Annotated in this window: 21 protein-coding genes; 3 read left to right on the forward strand and 18 right to left on the reverse strand. The window is 41.6% G+C overall.

Annotated elements, in window-relative coordinates; translation table 11 throughout:
- Window positions 1-130 precede the first annotated feature (130 nt).
- Complete coding sequence (gene ytxJ, locus E6C50_RS09015; RefSeq protein WP_136402866.1) at window positions 131-514, forward strand: bacillithiol system redox-active protein YtxJ; 384 nt, start codon at window positions 131-133, stop codon at window positions 512-514.
- Window positions 515-545: 31 nt separating this feature from the next.
- On the opposite strand, the gene argH is transcribed toward ytxJ, so the two are convergent.
- The 12 genes from argH to fahA all read right to left on the reverse strand — a co-directional run bounded on the left by argH (window position 546) and on the right by fahA (window position 14133).
- A complete protein-coding gene (gene argH / locus E6C50_RS09020; protein ID WP_136402867.1) occupies window positions 546-1826 on the reverse strand; it encodes an argininosuccinate lyase in 1281 nt (426 codons plus the stop codon).
- Window position 1827: 1 nt separating this feature from the next.
- Entirely contained in the window at window positions 1828-2907 is a 1080-nt protein-coding gene (locus tag E6C50_RS09025; RefSeq protein ID WP_136402868.1) for a M20 family metallo-hydrolase, read from the reverse strand.
- A gap of 2 nt (window positions 2908-2909) precedes the next feature.
- Window positions 2910-3698 (reverse strand): acetylglutamate kinase, encoded by a 789-nt coding sequence (argB, locus tag E6C50_RS09030; protein ID WP_136402869.1) that lies wholly within the window; start codon window positions 3696-3698, stop codon window positions 2910-2912.
- Complete coding sequence (locus E6C50_RS09035; RefSeq protein WP_136402870.1) at window positions 3685-4638, reverse strand: N-acetylornithine carbamoyltransferase; 954 nt, start codon at window positions 4636-4638, stop codon at window positions 3685-3687. Before E6C50_RS09035 ends, argB begins: the two co-directional genes overlap by 14 nt.
- Window positions 4639-4644: 6 nt before the next feature.
- Window positions 4645-5781, reverse strand: coding sequence for an aspartate aminotransferase family protein (locus E6C50_RS09040; RefSeq protein WP_136402871.1), 1137 nt, complete (start codon window positions 5779-5781; stop codon window positions 4645-4647).
- Window positions 5782-5800: 19 nt separating this feature from the next.
- Window positions 5801-6766, reverse strand: coding sequence for an N-acetyl-gamma-glutamyl-phosphate reductase (gene argC / locus E6C50_RS09045; protein ID WP_136402872.1), 966 nt, complete (start codon window positions 6764-6766; stop codon window positions 5801-5803).
- Window positions 6759-7949, reverse strand: coding sequence for an argininosuccinate synthase (locus E6C50_RS09050; RefSeq protein ID WP_136402939.1), 1191 nt, complete (start codon window positions 7947-7949; stop codon window positions 6759-6761). Before E6C50_RS09050 ends, argC begins: the two co-directional genes overlap by 8 nt.
- A 32-nt stretch (window positions 7950-7981) precedes the next feature.
- Window positions 7982-8599 carry a GNAT family N-acetyltransferase gene (locus tag E6C50_RS09055; RefSeq protein ID WP_136402873.1) on the reverse strand — a complete coding sequence of 206 codons (618 nt, stop codon included), beginning with the start codon at window positions 8597-8599 and terminating at the stop codon, window positions 7982-7984.
- Window positions 8600-9070: 471 nt separating this feature from the next.
- Complete coding sequence (locus tag E6C50_RS09060; RefSeq protein ID WP_136402874.1) at window positions 9071-10540, reverse strand: N-acetylmuramoyl-L-alanine amidase; 1470 nt, start codon at window positions 10538-10540, stop codon at window positions 9071-9073.
- Between the two features lie 4 nt (window positions 10541-10544).
- Window positions 10545-11393 (reverse strand): TolB family protein, encoded by an 849-nt coding sequence (locus E6C50_RS09065; protein WP_136402875.1) that lies wholly within the window; start codon window positions 11391-11393, stop codon window positions 10545-10547.
- A gap of 163 nt (window positions 11394-11556) precedes the next feature.
- A complete protein-coding gene (locus E6C50_RS09070; RefSeq protein WP_136402876.1) occupies window positions 11557-12741 on the reverse strand; it encodes a hypothetical protein in 1185 nt (394 codons plus the stop codon).
- A 108-nt stretch (window positions 12742-12849) separates the two neighbouring features.
- Entirely contained in the window at window positions 12850-14133 is a 1284-nt protein-coding gene (gene fahA / locus E6C50_RS09075; protein WP_136402877.1) for a fumarylacetoacetase, read from the reverse strand.
- A 111-nt stretch (window positions 14134-14244) separates the two neighbouring features.
- On the opposite strand from fahA, the gene glyA reads away from it, so the two are divergent.
- Window positions 14245-15519: a serine hydroxymethyltransferase gene (gene glyA, locus E6C50_RS09080; RefSeq protein ID WP_136402878.1), complete on the forward strand. Its 1275-nt coding sequence runs from the start codon at window positions 14245-14247 to the stop codon at window positions 15517-15519.
- A 329-nt stretch (window positions 15520-15848) separates the two neighbouring features.
- On the opposite strand, the gene E6C50_RS09085 is transcribed toward glyA, so the two are convergent.
- Window positions 15849-16253: a VOC family protein gene (locus E6C50_RS09085; RefSeq protein ID WP_136402879.1), complete on the reverse strand. Its 405-nt coding sequence runs from the start codon at window positions 16251-16253 to the stop codon at window positions 15849-15851.
- A gap of 174 nt (window positions 16254-16427) precedes the next feature.
- Here E6C50_RS09085 and E6C50_RS09090 point away from each other — a divergent pair, with 174 nt between their 5' ends.
- Window positions 16428-17117, forward strand: coding sequence for a hypothetical protein (locus E6C50_RS09090; RefSeq protein ID WP_136402880.1), 690 nt, complete (start codon window positions 16428-16430; stop codon window positions 17115-17117).
- Between the two features lie 103 nt (window positions 17118-17220).
- Here E6C50_RS09090 and E6C50_RS09095 read toward each other — a convergent pair whose 3' ends face one another.
- The 5 genes from E6C50_RS09095 to E6C50_RS09115 form a co-directional block, all read right to left on the reverse strand.
- Window positions 17221-17664: a carboxymuconolactone decarboxylase family protein gene (locus E6C50_RS09095; protein WP_136402881.1), complete on the reverse strand. Its 444-nt coding sequence runs from the start codon at window positions 17662-17664 to the stop codon at window positions 17221-17223.
- Window positions 17665-17740: 76 nt separating this feature from the next.
- Window positions 17741-18310: a Crp/Fnr family transcriptional regulator gene (locus E6C50_RS09100; protein ID WP_136402882.1), complete on the reverse strand. Its 570-nt coding sequence runs from the start codon at window positions 18308-18310 to the stop codon at window positions 17741-17743.
- Window position 18311: 1 nt separating this feature from the next.
- On the reverse strand, window positions 18312-18701 hold the full coding sequence (locus E6C50_RS09105; RefSeq protein WP_136402883.1) for a VOC family protein: 390 nt from the start codon (window positions 18699-18701) through the stop codon (window positions 18312-18314).
- A gap of 73 nt (window positions 18702-18774) precedes the next feature.
- Window positions 18775-19236 (reverse strand): GNAT family N-acetyltransferase, encoded by a 462-nt coding sequence (locus E6C50_RS09110; RefSeq protein ID WP_136402884.1) that lies wholly within the window; start codon window positions 19234-19236, stop codon window positions 18775-18777.
- 5 nt (window positions 19237-19241) lie between these two features.
- Window positions 19242-20426, reverse strand: coding sequence for a retropepsin-like aspartic protease (locus tag E6C50_RS09115; protein WP_136402885.1), 1185 nt, complete (start codon window positions 20424-20426; stop codon window positions 19242-19244).
- Between the last annotated feature and the right edge of the window lie 11 nt (window positions 20427-20437).

Raw genomic sequence — 20437 nt, forward strand, 5'->3', positions numbered from 1 at the left:
TGATAGTTATTTTTTACCTTTGATTGGTAATAGTCAATTTATGTTCCAATGTGAAAAACAAGACAAATTGGCGTTTTAGCACTTAAATTTACAAAAAATAAATGCCAAAATGGCGTAAAATCGGACAGAAATGGGATTTTTGGATAAAATATTCGGAGGACAGGAAGAAGCTGTTCCTTCAAAGGTGAACTGGAAACGTTTAGAAACGACCACTTTGGATGCGATTGCGGAACAGTCTTTCGAAAAACCGGTGGTTATTTTTAAACACAGTACCCGATGTAGCATTAGCCGTATGGCTTTAAAACAATTTGAACGGGAATATGCTTTGGACGACGAGCTGGATGTGTATTTTTTGGATTTACTGGAACACCGACCGCTTTCGAATGGGATAGCGGAGCGTTTTGGTGTACAACACGAATCGCCGCAACTTATAGTGATCAAAGATGGGAAAGCGGTGTATAACGCTTCCCATAGCGCGATACAGGCCGACGATCTGAAACGATGGGCCGAATAAAAAGAGGTTCCATTCGGAACCTCTTTTTTATTTATAGTACTGCCTGCATTTTTTGACGGATCTCATCCAGACACAAATTATTAATACTACCTTCGTGGGTATGAGAAATCGCTTCCGGGGCAGTATAAGTCCCTTTTTCAATTTGTTCCGCTACGATTTTATACGCATCGCGAAACGGAATGCCCCGGGTTACCAGTTCGTTCAGTGTATCAACGGTAAAGAGGTGTTTGTATTTCGAATCCTTTAAAATGGAGGTGTTTACTTCGATGTTCTGTAGTGCATAACAGGTCATCTCCAAACAGGATTTTAAATTTTCCACAGCTGGAAATAAGCCTTCTTTTAACAACTGAAATTCCCTGTGATAACCACTGGGCAGGTTATTCGTTAGTAACGTCAGCTCGTAAGGAAGACTTTGTATTTTATTGCATTTACCGCGGATCAGTTCAAACAAATCCGGATTTTTTTTATGCGGCATAATACTTGACCCCGTGGTTAAATGACCGGGAAGCCTGATAAAATCAAAATTCTGGCACAGATACAAGCACGCATCGGTTGCCATTTTCGATAAGGTTGCTGCGATGCTACTCATTGCAAAAGCGGCTGTTTTTTCGGACTTACCGCGGCTCATTTGTGCGGCTACAACATTGTATTTCAAGGTCGAAAATTTTAGCGATTGTGTGGTATGCATACGATCGATCGGAAACGAACTACCATAGCCGGCTGCCGAACCCAACGGATTTTGATCCACTACTTGTAGCGCGGCATTTAATACGATAATATCGTCGATAAGACTTTCGGCATAGGCAGAAAACCACAGGCCAAACGACGATGGCATGGCGATTTGCATATGCGTATAGCCCGGTAATAAAACGTCCTGATACTTTTCGGCAAGAACAAGCAGTAATTCAAATAATTCCGTAATCAGGTTTTTCAGTTCGCCGATTTCGGTTTTTAAATAAAGATGTACAGCCACCAAAACCTGATCGTTTCGGGAACGTGCCATATGGATTTTTTTCCCGGTGGCGCCCAATTTTTCAATCAGCATAAATTCGATTTTGGAATGTACATCTTCAAAATCCGTATCGATGGTAAAACTTTTACTGTTGCAATATTGCAGAATATCTTCCAGTACCAGAACGATATCGGTGGCTTCCTGTTCTTTTAATAGACCTGTTTTGGCCAGCATTTTGGCATGGGCAATCGAAGCCAGTACATCGTATCGGGCGAGTACCAGATCCAGTTCCCGGTCGTTTCCAACGGTAAAGTTTTCTATTTTCTGATCGGTGGCGATCCCTTTGTCCCATAGTTTCATACTATTCTGTTTTTTTGTTAAAAAAGCCATTGAGGATTTCGATATACAAAGCGATTCCTGTTTCAATTTCATGGCGGTAAATAAATTCATTGGCCGTATGGGAACGCAGCGAATTCCCGGGACCTAATTTTAAAGATTGACAACTTAAAACCGATTGATCGGAAAGGGTAGGCGAACCGTAGGTCGTACGCCCCAACGCGACACCCGATCGAACCAATGGATGTTCCGGCGCGATGGAAGAAGCGTTGAGATGCATCGATCGCGGTTGTACTGTTGCGTTTACGGATTGTACAACTGTATCGAGAATTTCAGTATTACTATATTGATCATTAACACGGATGTCGACTACCAGTTGGCATTCGGATGGTACTACATTGTGTTGTTTTCCGGCATTGACCTGTGTAACGGTCATTTTTACCGGGCCGAGTATTTCGGATACTTTTTCAAAGCGATAGTTCCGAAACCATTCGATTACGTTTAACGCATTATAAATCGGATTGTCCGGGTTGTCGTGTGCCGCGTGACTGGCGGTTCCGTGTACGGTTATGTCTAATACCAAAAGTCCTTTTTCGGCTATGGCCAATTGCATTTCGGTCGGTTCGCCCACAATGGCACAATCCAGTTCCGGAAGGTGTTGTAACACGCTATTCAGACCATTTGGACCGCTGCTTTCTTCTTCGGCGGAAGCCACAATCACGATGTTATGCGATAGGTTTTCCTGTGGATAAAAATAAACGAATGTAGCCAGTAGCGACACGAGACAGCCGCCGGCATCATTACTACCCAACCCGAATATTTTCCCGTCTTCTTCCAAAGCGGTAAACGGATCGAGCGTATAGGCCTGATTGGGTTTTACGGTATCGTGATGGGAATTGAGTAATAACGTAGGCTTTGTACTGTCGAAATGACGATTATAGGCCCAGAGGTTATTATTCTCCCGATTATAGGGAATGGTATGCTGTTCGAACCAGTCGGCTAGTAGCAATGCTGTTTGGTTTTCTTCTCCGGAAAAAGAAGGCGTTTCGATTAGCTTTTTTAATAAAAGAATCGCTTCGGCGGTTAAAGTGGGTATCGTTTTCATAGTTACAGCTGGATGATGGTACATATTGCATTTTGATTTTCTAAAGTGGATAGGTTTCCGATGATCACGCGATCAACGCCTTTTGTCAATGCGCTGAAACAATTATCGAGTTTGGGAATCATTCCCGAATAAATGGCACCGATAGCCAGCAGATCGCGGTATTTCGATGTCGTTAGTATTGGAATCAGAGACGATTCGTCGTTGGTATTAATCAAAACACCTTGTTTTTCAAAGCAATAGATGATTTTTACCGAATAGGCATCCGACAAAGCGATACCCAGTTCCGCGGCAATGGTATCGGCATTGGTATTGAGCAACAGACCTTTTCCGTCGTGCGTGATGGCACAAAATACCGGTACCGCTTTTGTACTAAGCAGTGAAAGGAGTTGCGGAGTATTAATATGACGGATATCGCCCACAAAACCGAAATCGATATCCTGAACGGTTCTTTTCTCCGATTGAATCAGATTACCATCGGCTCCGGAAAAACCAAAAGCCGGACATTCCAAGGCGCTGAGTTGCGCGACAATTCGTTTATTGATCAACCCAGCATAGGTCATTACAACCACATCCAGCATCGGCTGATCGGTTATACGGCGGCCATCCACCATTTGCGTTTCGAGGTTTAGCGCTTCTGCAATTTTACTGGCTTCTTTACCGCCGCCATGTACCAGAATTTTGGCACCTTTTAGCTGAGAAAAAGCAGTAAGCGCCTGTTGCAAAGCAATCGGATCATCAATTATATTTCCGCCGATTTTAGCAAGGGTTAGTTCCGGTTTAGCTTTTTTCATCCTGTAAAATTTTAGTCAGTATTGCCTGTGTGGCATAAGTTCTGTTATTCGCCTGCGGAATCACTATGGAATTTTCACCATCCAAAACCGCATCGCTCACAATCTGGTTACGGCGTACCGGAAGACAATGCATAAACTTAGCCTGGTTGGTAAGCGCCATTTTTTCCGGGGTTACCATCCACGACAAATCCTGAGAGGTAATAGCACCATAATCGTTGTAATTGCTCCAGTTTTTGGCATAAATAAAATCGGCATTCTCAAAAGCCTTATCCTGGTTGTACACTATGGTACTGTTTTGCGTGATTTCGGGATTGAGTTCATAACCTTCCGGATGGGTGATCACAAAATCGACATTAGCCTTTTGCATCATTTTGACAAATGAATTTGGAACCGCATGGGGTAAGGCCTTCGGATGTGGCGCCCAGGTTAACACCACTTTTGGTTTTTGTAGGGTTTTATATTCCTGTATGGTTAGTATATCGGCTACGGCCTGTAACGGATGTTCCGAAGAGCCTTCGAGACTGATCACCGGAATAGAAACGGCTTTTATAAAAGCGTTGATCACATATTCTGCTTCGTCTTTTTCCTTATCGGTTAGCGTTGGAAAACTACGGATTGCTATGATATCGCAGTATTGCGCAACCACCTGCGCGGCTTCTTTGATATGTTCGGATTTAGCGCCATCCATCACGGCGCCATCTTCAAATTCCAGACTCCAGCTTTCGGTATTCAGGTTTAAAGTGATACAATTCATTCCCAGATTAGCCGCGGCTTTTTGCGTACTCAATCGGGTTCGCAGACTTGGATTAAAAAATAAAAGCCCAATGGTTTTATTGGTACCTAATGCTTTATGTGCATAAGGATCGGATTTGATCTGTTTGGCCAGTAATAACAGCTCGTCGAGATCGTCTATATGGTTTACGGATGTAAAATGTTTCATGGTGTTTTAGTCTAAAGTGGCAAGGACTTTTTCGAGTCCGTTTACAAATAAATCGATCTGTTTTTGGGTGATGGATAAGGGCGGAAGAAGGCGCAAAAGATTTTTCTGCGATGCATTTCCGGTAAAAATATGAGCCTCGTAAATCAGTTTCTGACGTAATGCGCTAACGTCGAAATCGAATTCCAGTCCAAGCATCAGTCCTTTACCCTTTATCTTTTTTACCGCAGGAATTTGTTTAACCTGTGCTATAAAATAATCATGGATCAAAGTGACATTTGCGATCAGTTGTTCCTGTTCGATGGTTTCCAAAACCGACAAAGCCGCTGCACAGGCCAGGTGATTTCCGCCGAAGGTAGTACCCAATAAACCGTAGGATGCTTTAAATTTTGGATGGATCAGAATTCCGCCGATAGGGAAACCATTGCCCATTCCTTTGGCAACCGAAATAATATCCGGCTGAATCGCATGATGCTGGTGTGCAAAAAACGTCCCGGAACGTCCATAGCCACTTTGGATTTCATCCAGAATCAGGACAACATTATTCGCATTACAGATCTGTTGTAAAAACTGAAAAAACGCTGTAGTTCCCTCGTCCAGGCCACCTACGCCCTGAATTCCCTCGATGATCACGGCGCAAACATCCCCTTTGGCGATTTCCAATGCAACGGCATCACTATCGTTTAACGGAAGAAAAACAACCTCGTGTTTGCTGTTAAGCGGCGCTACAATCGAAGGATTATCGGTTACCGCCACAGCGGCTGAGGTTCGCCCGTGAAACGCTTTTTGAAACGCAATCACTTTTGATTTTCCGTTGTGAAAGGAAGCCAGTTTTAAAGCATTCTCATTGGCTTCGGCACCGGAATTACACAAAAACAGCGAATAGTCGGGATAACCGGATAGGGAAGTCAGCTTTTGCGCCAATTGTTCCTGTATCGGGTTTTGAATGGAATTGGAATAAAAACCGATTTTTCCAACCTGATCGGTAATGGCTTTTACATAGGCCGGATGAGAATGACCAATGGAAATCACACCGTGACCCCCATAAAAATCAAGATATTCCTGGTTGTTAGTATCCCATACCGTTGCGTTTAAAGCGCGGACAGGAGTGAGGTTGTATATTGGATAAACATTAAATAAAGACATTGTTAAAAAATTAAAGGGGTTAAAAACTGCCTGATTTTAGTTGCAGTCCGGTTTTTTCGTCCAGACCAAACATCAGGTTCATATTTTGTATCGCCTGTCCCGAAGCACCTTTTATCAGGTTATCGATAATGGAAGTGATTAACAGGTACTTTCCTTTTTTTTCCAGACTGATGATACATTTGTTGGTTTGCACGACCTGTTTTAGATGAATGGTGTCGGTAGTAACAACTACAAAAGGATCGTTCTGATAAAAAGTTTTGTATAAGGCAACAATTGCATCCAGCGATTTCTCTGTTTGGGTATATAGAGTCGCGAAGATTCCACGACTAAAATCCCCACGGTTTGGAATAAACAGCAACTCCTGATTAAAACCGGGTTGCAGTTTGTCCAGACTTTGTTGGATTTCGTCAAGATGCTGGTGTTCAAAAGCTTTGTAATGCGACATATTATTCGTACGCCAACTGTGATGCGTAGTCCCGGAAGGTTGTACACCAGCACCCGTACTACCGGTAGTCGCGTTGATATGAATACTGTTTTGTAGTTCCTGATGTTGTGCTAAAGGTACTAATGCCAGTTGTATCGCAGTAGCAAAGCAACCTGGATTGGCTACAAACTGAGTCATTTTGATCTTTTTACGGTTTAGTTCCGGCAGCCCGTACACAAAAGAACCGGCATCGGGATGTAAACGAAAATCATTACCCAGATCGATAATACGCGTATGGGAAGCAAAATGGTGTTTTTCAAGAAATGCCTTCGACTGACCGTGACCTAAGCAAAGAAAAACAAGATTTACTTCGGGATTGATCGTATCGGTAAAGAGCAGATCCGTATCGCCCAATAAATCCTGATGAACTTTTGCAACGGGTTTCCCGGCATTGGTCGTGCTATAGACAAAGTCGACGGTTGTTTTGGGATGGTTTTGGAGCAAACGTAATAACTCTCCGGCGGTATAGCCCGAACCGCCAATAATACCTGTCTTAATCATAATTGAGTGCATTTACCTGTGAATAAATAGTTTGTGCATTTCCAAGGATTTTGATAAAACCCTTTGCGTCCGTAGCCGTCCAGGCATTGTTCATTTCGCCATACTGACCCAATTCGGTGTTCATTAGATCATGTTCCGAGACAATACCATCGAGCGAAAAATGATAGGGTTTTAGGGTAACGGTGACTGTTCCACTTACGGTTTGCTGCGTATCGGTTAGAAACGTTTCGATATTACGCATCACCGGATCGAGGTATTGGCCTTCGTGAAAAAGCATACCATACCAATTCCCCAGTTGTTCCTTCCAGTATTGTTGCCATTTACTTAACACATGTTTCTCGAGTAAGTGATGTGCTTTGATAATAATCAGCGGAGCGGCGGCTTCAAAACCGACACGTCCTTTAATCCCGATAATGGTATCGCCCACATGAATGTCACGACCAATCGCAAAAGCAGTGGCTAAACTTTCAAGTTTGGCGATATTGGTTGTTGGAGCAGCTTTTTCGCCGTTTACAGCTATCAGTTCGCCTTTTTCAAATTCAAGAACGACGTTCTCGGGTGTTGTTTTTTGTAATGGCGACGGATACGCTTCGTCCGGTAACGGAAGATGTGAGGTTAGCGTTTCCTTTCCGCCTACACTGGTTCCCCAGATTCCTTTATTGATCGAATATTGCGCCTTTTCCCAAGAATAGAAAACCCCTTGTTTTTCGAGATAATCGACTTCTTCCTGACGGGATAATGCAAGATCGCGTATAGGGGTAATGATTTTAATTTCCGGCGCTATAGTTTGAAAAATAAGATCAAAACGAATTTGATCATTTCCGGCTCCGGTACTTCCGTGGGCTATCGCATCGGCTCCTATTTTTTGAGCATAACGGACGATTTCCAATGCCTGAAAAACCCTTTCGGCACTTACCGAAAGCGGATAGGTATTGTTTTTTAGTACATTCCCGAAAACGAGGTATTTGATGGCTTTCTGATAATATTTTTCAATAATGTTACAATTGGTATGCTGAAAACTTCCCAATTCGTAGGCGCGGGTCGTGATGGCTTCTAATTCGGCTACCGAAAAACCACCGGTATTTACCAAAACGGTATGCACCTGATACCCTTTATTTTGCAGGTATTTCAGGCAAAAAGACGTATCGAGTCCGCCGCTATAGGCTACAACTATTTTTTTGATTTCCTTGGCTGTAGGTTGTGCTGTCATCGTATTTATTTTTTTAAGAAAAGTGCCTGTTTGATATTTTTTAGTCGGCTTAACACTTTCTGATTAAAGGTATAGGTTGCTTTTGGCTTTCTTTTTTCGTTCGGATCGTATAACATTCCGGTGCAAAGACACATTTTGTTTTCCTTCCGCTGTAGAATGTCAAAATTCGAACAGGTCCTGCAACCGCTCCAAAAGCTCGGATCATCGGTTAGTTCCGAAAATGGCACCGGCCGGTAACCTAAATCGGAATTGATTTTCATCACGGCCAGACCGGTAGTGATCCCAAAAATTTTAGCTTCGGGATACTTTTTTTGCGAATAGTCAAAAACAAACGTTTTGATTTTTTTAGCCAGTCCGAGGTGGCGGTAATCCGGATGGACAATAAGGCCCGAATGTGCCACAAACTTGCCATGACTCCAGCTTTCGATATAACAAAAACCGGCGAATTTTCCGTTTTCGAGTGCGATAACAGCATCCTGCATATCGATCTTTTTACGGATGTATTCCGGTGTCCTTTTGGCAATACCGGTGCATCTTTGTAAGGCTGAGGTTTCGATAGTATCGCAAATCTCTGCCGCATAGACATAATGCTCCTTTTGAGCAATAACAATGATTACATTCATCTTTTACAATGATGGGTAAATATTAATAAACAATAAAAAGTAAAGGGATATGGAAAGGAGTCGAAACCGTCGGGATGTTTCGAAAAAAGCAGTGTTTACCGTCGTGTTGCAGGGATTGCAAACGGTAGTACTAAAAGGGTATTTAAAATAAGGCTAATAAAGCCGGTAAAAACAATAGCTATTTCCAAAACGGGAAAAAATAGAAGATGAATAACAACAGGAAAAACTCGGGTACTAGAATAGACTCCGCACTGTCCGCGAAGTAGTGGACAAGCTTTTCCGTAGGGAACGGTTACTATGTAACGCAGTTAATTTCATCGGGACAAATGTAATATAAATTATAACATAAGTTGAAAAAAATAATAAAAATGCTGTTTTTTGTCTTTAAATGGGTGTTTTTGTACGATTTATTCAATAAAAAACCGGGATTAATCATATGATTAATCCCGGTTTAACCGTCAAAACAGTTCTTTATTTTTTCACCACTTTTCGGATATATTCTTTATTTCCGGTTGTGATTTTTAAAATATACATACCTGTTGCCAGGTTGCGGATATCGATTTGCTCGGATAGCGTATTGTTGGACGGCATCACATTGCTTTCCAATACAATACGGCCGTTGGTATCCACCAACATCAGGTTTACTTTCTGATCGGCGATATTTTCTACCGATAAGTTTACAAAACCATCAGACGGGTTCGGATATAATTGTAGGTTTTCAAAACCATTTACAGGACTTTCCGCAGCCATTCGGGCACCACAGCTAATCGCTACAGCCGAACGGGTTCCATTGGAATTGCTGGTCGATCCGGCGCTGTTTTTTGCTACCATCGAATAGGTATAAGTCGAACCAGCGTTGATCAAATAGGTATTTAAAAACGAAGTACCGGTAACATCCGGAGCGTATAAGTTTCCGTTACGATAGATATCGTAGGTAGTGGCATTGGCAGAAGCCGTCCACGTCACGTTTATAGCGCTGGTTGTTCCGCTACAAGTTGGTGTTAAGGTAACTGTAAATGCACCCGGAGCGCCACAAGCCGGTGGTGTAGCCGACAAGGTTCCGTTGGAGTTGTTGGTTGTTGCACTTCCGGCATTTTTCGCTTTTACATAGTAGGTATAAGCCGTTCCCGACGTAACCGCCGTGTTTAGATATTGTGTTCCGGTAATGCTACTCGCATATAACGCCCCGTTACGATAGATATCATAACTGGTCGCATTGGTCGAAGCCGTCCAGTTTAATCGAACGCGGGTCGCGCTTCCGTTACATTCCGGTGTAGCGGTTAACGTAAACGCACCTGGAGCACTCGTACTACAAGTTAGTCCTAAATTCGATTTAAAAGCATTAAAGTAAGCGGATGCAAACGAATCCCTCCAGGTAGAACTGGTTAGTTTGGCCGCATCGGAAGTGGTATCCACAAAACCGATTTCATTTAAACATGCCGTAGCGGAGGAATAGCGCAGTACTCCAAGGTGATACGCCAGGAAACTGTTGTCCTCCACGCAGCGTCTGTTTGTCCACGAACCGTAGGATACCATATCCGTTTGGATTTTCTGAGCAAAAGCAATATCCGGAGCCGTATTCGTATCGTCGGCGGTACAATAAAAGGTTTCGGTACCGGTTCCACCACCAGCATTACAGTGAATACTCAATAGGCGGTCGGCATTCCAGTTGTTCGACATGGTTGCACGTTGTGTTACCGAAATCCAACTGTTTAGATTCGTGGTACGGGTCATGTATACCGTCCAGGAACAACTTCCCTGGATCAGGTTACGGGTTCGTAAACCGACTTCAAGAGAGGTTTCAATTTCAGTAGCGGTTCGGCCATCGGGATTATCGCTGGTTGTGGCGCCATAGCCGTGTCCCGGATCGAGAACAATGATTTGTGCATTTGCTGCGAAACCTAATATCAGGGCAAAAAGGAGTGTAGTTATTTTTTTCATAGCATTAGTTTTTTAGTTCAGAAGTGAAAATTCTACCGGTTTTGTCATCGGCAAACAATACTTTGTTTTTTCCGTAGAATGAAGGGAACATTTCGGTAAAAACTTCGGTGTTCGTGATCTTTCTCGGTTTGAAAGCTTTGGTATCAAACAGATACAATTCGGAGTTGCTCACGCTATGTCCGTCTTCACTTTCGTCTAAAAATCCTAATAAGAATTTGTCATCTGCCGACCATCCGGTTGCGATTCCGGTTCCGACTTTAACGGGTTTGTTTTCACCATTCAGATCGTAAACAAAAATATCCGCTCCGTTATGAACGGCCACTTTTTTACCATCGTTAGACAATAAGGCATTATAAAACTGCCCCTCGTCGTTGGTGATGACCCATGTTTTTTCTGTAGCAAGATCTTTTGCTTCGATCTTTAAAGTCATTAGATTGGTGTAAACCACAACTGGAGTTTCCTTACCCTGGTACGATGGCAAAAATGTGTGGTTAATGTCGTCTTTTAATTCACGTCTCTGAGTCGCCACATCATAGGCATACACTCTCGACTGTGCAAAGAATTCTTTGTCACCTTTTTCTTTAAAATAAAAGGTGGTGTTGTTGCGATCCCAGGTATAGCCGTAACCGCTTCCGTCCTTATCGGAAATTTTTTGTACCGTATTTTTGGCCAGATCCAAAAGGTAAATACCTTTAAAATGTTCGCCGGTTAAAAGGGCATGTGTTCCGTCTGGCGAAACTACGGGATTAGTAAAAAATCCCTCGACGTTTACGCGATTAAAATCGGATAGTTTCTGAGCATGCCCGCAGATGCCTAAAAACAACATCGAAATGTACAGTAGGTTTTTTTTCATAATGTATAGATTTGATTTTCATAAAATTACTATTTATATGGTACAAAATGCGAAATATTTATTAACAAATAATTAATATTATACTTCTTGTTAATATTTACGGGGCCTGCGCATAAAAAAAGCACTTCTTTTAGAAGTGCTTTTCGGGTGTTTTTCAACAATATTAGCGACGGAATTTATTCCGGGTGATGATGTTTTTTAGTTTTGCTTTCAGATCTTCACCGGTATCATAAACCATCTGTTCGTTACCCGGAAACGGAATCGGCTTGCGATCGAAATATTTAAAATAGTTATCATCGCAGGCACGACGATCGCCCTGATAGTTGGCATAGATATTCTGGAAAACATATTCACTGCTCAACGGAAATGAATCGATCAGTTGGTTGGTTTTAAAATCGATATAATCTACTTTGGCTGTTACCTGGCAGGCTTTAAACTGTGTAAACTCGTAAATATCAATTCGGATCGTACGGAAATTGTCTACTTTAACGGGTTTTCCCAAACTATCGCGAACCACGCGCCCATTGGCATCAACCAGATTTTTAACACCATCTTTGATTTGTTTTTCTTTGATAAACTGGCGCTCTTTAATTTGCTCCGGAGATATTTTAATGTCACGGAAGTTAACAATAAGGCCATAATCGTAGGTAACCCCTTTTTGACGATTGCTATGGTAAACGGTCCATTTGTCGTCCAGGCCAAGCGTACTGAAGTCCAGTAAATCCGACTCCAGGCGTACCGGAATTACCATATTGGTTTCGTTTTTAGAGTATACATTTACAAAGTCGGTTCCTTTAAATTGCGCTTCATCCATTAATTTGGGAACGTCTTTAAAGTTAGGACTCAGCGTTAGCAGATAAGCGAAATCATCGTAAGCTCTTCTGTAATTCAGTTTATTATTGGTTGCCATTAAGGCTTTGGAATTGTCGTACAGGAATTTGGCCAGTGCATTTTTGCTGCTTACAATCTGATCGGAATAATCGTCAAACGGAAAAATAGCATTCCGGTTTTCTTTTATAAGTCGGAGTGGTAATAACGGACGAATGTGCTCCTGGCGGTTGTTAAGCTGTAAATAGGTATTGTATAGTTTTTCCAGTTTGGAAGGATTCGCATCTTTAACAAGGAGTTCAATGGTGCGAAGATCACGGTCTTTGGCTTTGGCAAACGCCTCTTCCAGCAGGTACACATAATCTTGTTTTCCTTTTGCATTTTTATTGTTTCGCAATCCTTCGATAGCCCGGTCAATGGCCCCGTCGTAATCGCCTTCACTCAGCATATTCCGGGTTTGTTTGACACCACAGGAGCAAACAAATGTCAACAGGAATACTAAAGCAGTAATTTTCCTCATAAATGAAATCTTTAAAGATGTCCAAAAGTATAAATTTTGAGCGGATAATAAGAAACGGGCATAAAAAAACTCCGGACGAACCGGAGTTTTTATTCGGAATATAGTGTCTTATTTTCGTTCGAACGGCGGTAATAGTTTAGTGGAAACTTCACCAAATCCGATACGTACCTGGTCATTCTGGCAGTAACCTTTCATGATCACCGTATCACCGTCGTTGATAAACTTACGTTCGGTACCATCGTTCATTTTTAATGGGTTTTTACCACCCCATGTTAATTCCAGCATCGATCCGAAGCTGTTTTCCGTAGATCCGGAAATCGTACCAGAACCCATCATGTCACCGGAATTCACACGACAACCGTTAACAGTATGGTGCGCCAGCTGCTGACTCATGGTCCAGTACATATATTTAAAGTTTGATTCACAAACTACCGTAGCCTCGGCATTTTCCGGAGCGATAGCCACTTCCAGGTTGATATCGAAAGCATGATCGCCGGTTTGTTGTAAATACGGAAGCGGGGTCGGTTCCTGTTTTGGGCTTGCCACGCGGAAAGGCTCCAAAGCATCCAACGTTACGATCCATGGTGAAATGGAAGAGGCAAAGTTTTTAGCAAGAAAAGGACCTAGCGGCACATATTCCCATTTCTGGATATCACGGGCACTCCAGTCGTTTAACAATACCATACCGAAAATATAATCTTCAGCTTCTTCCACAGGGATATTTTCGCCCATAATGTTGGCATCAGTCGTAATAAAAGCGGTTTCCAATTCGAAATCCACTAATCGTGACGGACCGAATACCGGTTGGGTTTCCCCATTTGGAAGGGTTTGTCCCATCGGTCGATGTACCGGAATTCCGGAAGGCACGATCGTAGAACTTCTTCCGTGGTAACCTACCGGAATATGCAACCAGTTTGGTAATAGCGCATTGTCCGGGTCACGGAACATTTTGCCCACATTTGTAGCGTGTTCTTTGCTGGAATAAAAATCGGTATAATCGCCGATTAAAACCGGTAATTGCATTTCGATGTCATTTACGTTAAAAATAACGATTTCTTTATGGGCATCGTTATCGCGTAATTGCGGATTTACGACGTCAAAAATATCAGCTAGTCGGTTACGTACTAAACGCCATGTTTTTTTACCGTCGGAGATAAAATCGTTCAGCGTATCCTGCATAAACATATCGTCCGTTAGTTCAATACCTTCAAAATAACCCAATTGTTGCAGGGCTCCCATATCGATTGCAAAATCACCAATACGTGTTCCGATAGTTACCACGTCATCTTTAGTTATAAAAACCCCAAAAGGGATGTTTTGTATCGGAAAATCGCTGTTCACGGGGACGTCTAACCACGATTTTCGGGTAGGGTCATTGGCACTTATTGGCATATTGTATGTTTGTTTTTGTTGTTGAAAAATTCGAAATCAAATATAGTAGCTATTGTGAATTTAACAAACGATTTTCGTATTTTTGAGGTCAATTTAACGAAATATTATAAAATGCAACGCGACGAACAAATTTTCGACTTAATTCTTGAAGAACAAGATAGACAAATTCACGGCTTGGAACTTATTGCATCTGAGAATTTCGTGAGCGATCAGGTAATGGAAGCTGCGGGTTCCGTTTTAACGAATAAATATGCGGAAGGGTATCCGGGTAAACGGTATTACGGTGGATGTGAAGTAGTGGATGTAATCGAACAAATCGCAATCGACAGAGCTAAGGCTTTGTTTGGAGCCGAATATGTAAACGTACAGCCACACTCCGGATCGCAAGCTAATACGGCCGTTTTTGCAGCCTGTTTAAAACCGGGCGATAAAATATTAGGTTTCGATCTTTCACACGGAGGACATTTAACACACGGTTCGCCGGTGAACTTTTCCGGAAAATTATACAATCCGGTATTCTACGGAGTGGAAAAAGAAACCGGAATGCTAAACTACGATAAGATTCAGGAAGTAGCAACCCAGGAACAACCAAAATTGATTATCGCGGGCGCTTCGGCTTATTCCCGTGATATGGATTTTAAACGTTTCCGCGAGATTGCCGACAGTGTAGGAGCGATTTTAATGGCCGATATTTCACACCCGGCCGGTTTGATTGCTAAAGGATTGATGAACGATCCGGTTCCGCATTGCCATATCATCACGACTACAACGCACAAAACCCTACGTGGGCCAAGAGGTGGAATGATCATGATGGGGAAAGATTTTGAAAATCCGTTTGGAATAAAAACGCCTAAAGGAGAAATCCGTATGATGTCGTCTTTATTGGACGGATCGGTATTCCCGGGTAACCAGGGTGGGCCGTTGGAGCATATCATAGCGGCAAAAGCAGTAGCCTTTGGCGAAGCTTTAAGCGACGAATTCTTTACCTATGCAATGCAGGTTCAGAAAAATGCAAAAGCAATGGCGGAAGCCTTTGTAAAAAGAGGATATAACATTATTTCTGGCGGTACCGATAATCATATGATGCTGATCGATCTTAGAAATAAAAATATTTCCGGGAAAGAAGCTGAAAATGCTTTGGTAAAAGCTGAAATCACCGTAAATAAAAATATGGTTCCTTTCGATGACAAATCACCATTTGTAACCTCTGGTATCCGAGTGGGAACTCCTGCGGTAACGACGCGTGGTTTGGTAGAATCCGATATGGAAACCATCGTAGCTTTGATCGATAAAGTGATTTTAAATCATACCGATGAAGCAGTATTGGAAGAAGTAGCCGATGCAGTAAACGACATGATGAGCGAACGCGCCATGTTTGTTTTCTAAGCACAGCATTAATAAAAACAAAAATCCCTCCATACAGAGGGATTTTTTATTGCATTAAAATTAAAGATAAAAGAGTCGACAGCTATATAAAACCCATTGGGGGATTTAGATAGTTTAGGTGTTGTCAGGGACGTTAAAATTACAACAACTGGCCGAAATTGATGATCAGCAGTATAAGTTGTTTAATTAGCATAATCATTAGCTGTACCATGAGTAGATCAATGATTTTATAAAAGTGTAACGAACTGCAAGTTACAAAAAAAGTTAGTAGGCGATTACGGTTTTTCGGATTATTTGCTGTGGATTTATCTTAAAGAAATCATAAAATTTTACTGCGGCATTCCTTCGGGATCCATATAAATAATTTCCCATTGATGCCCGTCCAGATCGGAAAAACTATGCGAATACATCCAGCCGTAATCCATCGGTTCGGCATAAAGCGTTCCACCGGCTTCAACGGCTTTGGCTATGATCGCATTTACCTTTTCCCGGCTATCGGTGTCCAGGCATAATAGTACTTCGGTTGTCTGTGTGGCGTCGCTAATTGCCTTACGGGTAAAATCCTTAAAACGTTCGTGTACCAGTAACATCACAAATATCGTATCGCTAACGATCATGCAGGTGGCTTTGTCGTCTGTAAACTGCGGATTAAATGTAAATCCCAGTTTGGTAAAGAACGCAATCGATCGATTGAGGTCTTTAACGGGCAGGTTTACAAAAATTCTTGTTGCCATAAGTATGTCTGTTTAGTTGGTTATCAGGAGGAAAGTCATGAAGTTACTTCTTTTTTGATTGCAGTAATGGTAATGAAACGTTAAGAATTAAAAGGTATAAAATAGCGTTAAAAGTAGCCGGAATATTTTTAGGTAGGGTTGAATTTGCTATTTTTAGACTTTAAAAGTAAATCAGTGAGATCGTTATATCTGTTGTTCATTTTAATCGGGTTATCTGCAAGCAGTTGGGCGCAAAATGATTTTGTAACCAAGTCGAAACCGATTCCCCGTTTGAAAATACCGGCTATTAGTCCGGATAAATCATCCAATTCGACTGCTTTCCCATCGATGAATTTTAGTTCGTCTATTTTTGATACGCCCTTAAATCCGCTGGAAACCTTAAAGCCTACTACTTCTTCATTCCAGATAGGGGAAGATAATTCCAAGTTTGGCGCCGAAAAAGAAAAATTTGCCAATCCGGGCGATGTATACGTCGAAAAGCTAAAACAGGATTTTAAAGGAGAAGGCAATGGTGATTCGCGTATCTTTAAAAGAGACCAGTCATTCGGGGAAATCCGTACCAAATCGGAATACGTTAAAATTGTATACCGCGATCACGAATATGTAGATGGCGACATGATTAAGTTTTTAGTAAACGGAAAAATCATGATTCCGCAGATCATTTTAGATGCTAGTTTTAAAGGCACGACACTTGGATTGGAGAAAGGATTTAATAAACTCGATTTTGAAGCGTTAAATCAGGGAAGCTCTGGTCCGAATACGGCCGAATTCCACGTATATGATGATAAAGGAACACTACTTTCGGCCAACCGTTGGGATTTGGCTACCGGGTTTAAGGCTACGATTATGATCATTAGAGAATAATATACTTAACACCTGACAGGTTTTCAAGACCTGTCAGGTGTAATAGAAATAAAAGTATAAAAGGAATAAACATTAACAAAGGGTCGCTTGTAGCGACCCTTTGTTAATCCTGTTCCGGCATCATTTTAGTAGCAATGGCGATCCGGTTCCACGAATTGATCGTGATAATGGCTACCATCACCTGAGCCAGATAATTATCGTCATTGAGCGCTTTACGTGCGTTTTCGTAGGTCACATCCGACACATGGTTGGGAATGAGGGTCATTTCTTCCGTAAGGGCTAAAATCGCCTTTTCTGCTTCCGAGAAGAAATTGGTATCCCGCCAGGCATTTAACGCATAAATACGTTGTTCGGTTTCGCCATATTTACGGGCATCTTTGGTGTGCATATTAATACAAAAAGCACAACCGTTGATTTGTGAAGCCCGTATTTTGATAAGCTCTTTATGAATAGGTGTAAGCTTGGAAGTGCTTAAATACTTTTCGAAAGCATACATGATTTTATACGCTTCCGGTTCCAGTTGACTGATGTTAATTCGATTGTCCATAGTGATTGATTTTTTTATCAGGACAAAGTTCGGAAGTGCCGACCGGAAAAAAATTAAGCTGGTTTAAGAAAGGCGCTTAACTCCGTTTTTTGCGAACCTCGCTTACGTATTCCGGGCTGATTCCTAAAAAAGAAGCCAGTATATATTGTGGAATCCGTTGGGCAAACTCCGGATAGGTGCCTACAAATTGCAGGTAGCGTTCTTCGCCTGAAAGCAGAAAAAGATACTCAATTCGTGTAAGGGAAGCGGCATAAGCCCGTTCCAGGTTTTTCCTGAAATAACTTTCCAGTGCGGGAATTTTTTCAAACAAGGCTTCCTGTTCCGAACGATTGATATAGTGAACTTCGGAGCTCTCCAATGCCTGGATATAAAATTTGGAGGATCGGCCGGAAGTATAGCTCGAATAATCGGAAATCCACCAGTTTTCAAGTCCGAGTTGGATAACCTGTTCTTTTCCGTTTTCGGTGATCAGATACAGGCGGAAACAACCTTTTGCGATAAAATAATTGTATTGGCAAACGCTGCCTTCGCTATGAAGGATCTCTTTTTTGGCCAATTTTTTCGAATGGAAAGTTGTGGCTATGATTTCTTTTTCTTCAGGAGTTAGTACTACCGATTTTTCAATATGCCGGATTAGCCGTTCCATTTTACATCGGACTACAGATTTCCACTAAAAAGCCTTCGGGATCTCTCACATAGGCGACTTTTTGTCCCCATGGTTTGGATTTAACCGCTTCGGTTAACGTAGCACCAGCCTGAAGCGCGGTTGCTACCGTTTTTTCGACATCATCGGATGTAAAGCCTAATTCGATACCAAAAGGTTTGGCTGTTGGATTACTTTCGATATAACCGTCTTTTAGGTTCGATTTTGCCAAAGTATGTACTGCAAAGGATAGGGTGGTTGAACCGGTGATCAATTCGCCGTAATCTTCATCGGGTGTGATAAATTTACGTTCAAAACCAAATGCATTTTCGTAAAATGTCATGGCTTTGTTTACGTTTTGTACATATAAGATGGTATAGGCAAAATTGATCATATGAAATAAAATAAGAATTGGTATTTGTACCGGTTAAATACTGGGTTATAATTACAAATATACTAAGTTTTTCTTACAGGGAATGATGGATCGGTTTGCTTAATACGATCATATGTTTGCATTGGATTCCGTTTTCGAAAATCGGCTCCTTGTAATGTTCCGTAAAGAAATTCTTTTTCAGACCGGTCATTTCAAAGCCTTGTTTCTGGTACCACTGCAATTGTGAAATACTGGAATTTCCCGTTCCGATGATCACCTCGTGAAACCCTCTTTTTTGGGCTTCTGAAAAGGCATGATGTAATAAAAGTTTGCCAATACCTTTTTGTTGGTGATCTTCCCGTACGGCTATGTTTTTGATCTCAACAGCGGTTTCATCGATCGGATATAAAGCATATACGCCGATATAATCGTTTCCAACGGGAATACCATACAAAAAAGATTCGTGTACATAGCTATTGATCATGTCAATATACGGATCAGCTAAAAGCAATAGGGGATACGGGATGGATTTGCTGTAGATCGGTTGTATCGTCATAGGCGTCAGTTTTTGGTTAAGGTTAAGGTATTCAAATCACCAACACTGTTTCGGAAGGTCACTTTAAAAGTATCCTTGTTTTTATTTCGCAACGGTGAAGGTGTGGTCACAATAGTGCAATAATTCGCATTGTCATAGTTTACGTCATCTACCTGAACAATTTCATCCCCAATGCCAACAATCCCTCGTATCGCATCGTCCCAGATAATGCCAACCACGAGTTTCTCATTGTTAAGCGTTGGTTTAAAGCCGATTTGTTTTTCTTTCAGATCGTAGCTTTCATTATACGGTTCGAAATAGAAGTATTTGTTTTTATAATCCACGGTAACCAGTCCGTGGTTTAGTATTTCGGCACCAATCCGTGAATTTTTGTCGTTGGTGGTTTCGATGGTCATGTTTTTAAAAGCTATCCCGTTGATTTTGATTTGCGGAACGGTAAACCGGTAATTTTTGGTATCCTCAGAATTGCCAAATATCCCAATGGATGCATTGCCATAACCTTCTTCGATATCGAGAAAAAGATTTTCTTCTTTTAGAATATCGTACGCTCGTAATGACATCGAATAAAGGTTGTTCATACCGGTATCGAAAAGGAGTTCCTCGGAAGCTTCTTTTTTGTTTTTCAGAGCGATTTTAATATAAGGACTGCTTTGTGTGTCGTACAAATAGAGCTTGGATGCATGTTTTTTGCGTAAATTCAATCGGGAAGGATTATCGGTTATGACAACGGATTTTTTTGTAGCAGACAATTGCAGAATAGAATTACGCAGGATGTTACTACCAATAAAACCATCGATTTTAAGGCACTCGAAAATCATTTTATTATCGTTAACCAATGCCGGAATATCCTTAAAACTAACACCTCCCAATGATAATTCGGGTATGGCGACCATTCTCATCGTATCGTTTTTGCCATTGGCATCTACAATATTGATTTCAGACAGAAATTTCGCCTGAAGTAATTTATTCAGTTCACTGGTAATGATACAAGGCGCACCGGTATCTAACAGAAAGCGGTAGGTTTTGTTTTGGATCACAACAGGGATGATCAATTTATTATTAACGTTTTCAAACGGAATTTCGGCAAAATAATCTTTTTGAAGCGTATAGCCCTGATTGAGTGTAACGGGCTGCGCATAATGCGTAATCGGAATAAAAAGTAAAAATAAAAGGCATAGCAATCGGGTCATACAGTTTTGTT

Source organism: Flavobacterium supellecticarium (assembly GCF_004801375.1).
Taxonomy (GTDB): Bacteria; Bacteroidota; Bacteroidia; order Flavobacteriales; family Flavobacteriaceae; genus Flavobacterium; species Flavobacterium supellecticarium.

Excerpts from the sequence above, each read along its gene's own strand:
- ytxJ (WP_136402866.1), top strand. The coding sequence starts at position 131 with ATGGGATTTTTGGATAAAATATTCGGAGGACAGGAAGAAGCTGTTCCT.
- argH (WP_136402867.1), bottom strand. The coding sequence starts at position 1,826 with ATGAAACTATGGGACAAAGGGATCGCCACCGATCAGAAAATAGAAAAC.
- E6C50_RS09025 (WP_136402868.1), bottom strand. The coding sequence starts at position 2,907 with ATGAAAACGATACCCACTTTAACCGCCGAAGCGATTCTTTTATTAAAA.
- argB (WP_136402869.1), bottom strand. The coding sequence starts at position 3,698 with ATGAAAAAAGCTAAACCGGAACTAACCCTTGCTAAAATCGGCGGAAAT.
- E6C50_RS09035 (WP_136402870.1), bottom strand. The coding sequence starts at position 4,638 with ATGAAACATTTTACATCCGTAAACCATATAGACGATCTCGACGAGCTG.
- E6C50_RS09040 (WP_136402871.1), bottom strand. The coding sequence starts at position 5,781 with ATGTCTTTATTTAATGTTTATCCAATATACAACCTCACTCCTGTCCGC.
- argC (WP_136402872.1), bottom strand. The coding sequence starts at position 6,766 with ATGATTAAGACAGGTATTATTGGCGGTTCGGGCTATACCGCCGGAGAG.
- E6C50_RS09055 (WP_136402873.1), bottom strand. The coding sequence starts at position 8,599 with ATGAATGTAATCATTGTTATTGCTCAAAAGGAGCATTATGTCTATGCG.
- E6C50_RS09060 (WP_136402874.1), bottom strand. The coding sequence starts at position 10,540 with ATGAAAAAAATAACTACACTCCTTTTTGCCCTGATATTAGGTTTCGCA.
- E6C50_RS09065 (WP_136402875.1), bottom strand. The coding sequence starts at position 11,393 with ATGAAAAAAAACCTACTGTACATTTCGATGTTGTTTTTAGGCATCTGC.
- E6C50_RS09070 (WP_136402876.1), bottom strand. The coding sequence starts at position 12,741 with ATGAGGAAAATTACTGCTTTAGTATTCCTGTTGACATTTGTTTGCTCC.
- fahA (WP_136402877.1), bottom strand. The coding sequence starts at position 14,133 with ATGCCAATAAGTGCCAATGACCCTACCCGAAAATCGTGGTTAGACGTC.
- glyA (WP_136402878.1), top strand. The coding sequence starts at position 14,245 with ATGCAACGCGACGAACAAATTTTCGACTTAATTCTTGAAGAACAAGAT.
- E6C50_RS09085 (WP_136402879.1), bottom strand. The coding sequence starts at position 16,253 with ATGGCAACAAGAATTTTTGTAAACCTGCCCGTTAAAGACCTCAATCGA.
- E6C50_RS09095 (WP_136402881.1), bottom strand. The coding sequence starts at position 17,664 with ATGGACAATCGAATTAACATCAGTCAACTGGAACCGGAAGCGTATAAA.
- E6C50_RS09100 (WP_136402882.1), bottom strand. The coding sequence starts at position 18,310 with ATGGAACGGCTAATCCGGCATATTGAAAAATCGGTAGTACTAACTCCT.
- E6C50_RS09105 (WP_136402883.1), bottom strand. The coding sequence starts at position 18,701 with ATGATCAATTTTGCCTATACCATCTTATATGTACAAAACGTAAACAAA.
- E6C50_RS09110 (WP_136402884.1), bottom strand. The coding sequence starts at position 19,236 with ATGACGATACAACCGATCTACAGCAAATCCATCCCGTATCCCCTATTG.
- E6C50_RS09115 (WP_136402885.1), bottom strand. The coding sequence starts at position 20,426 with ATGACCCGATTGCTATGCCTTTTATTTTTACTTTTTATTCCGATTACG.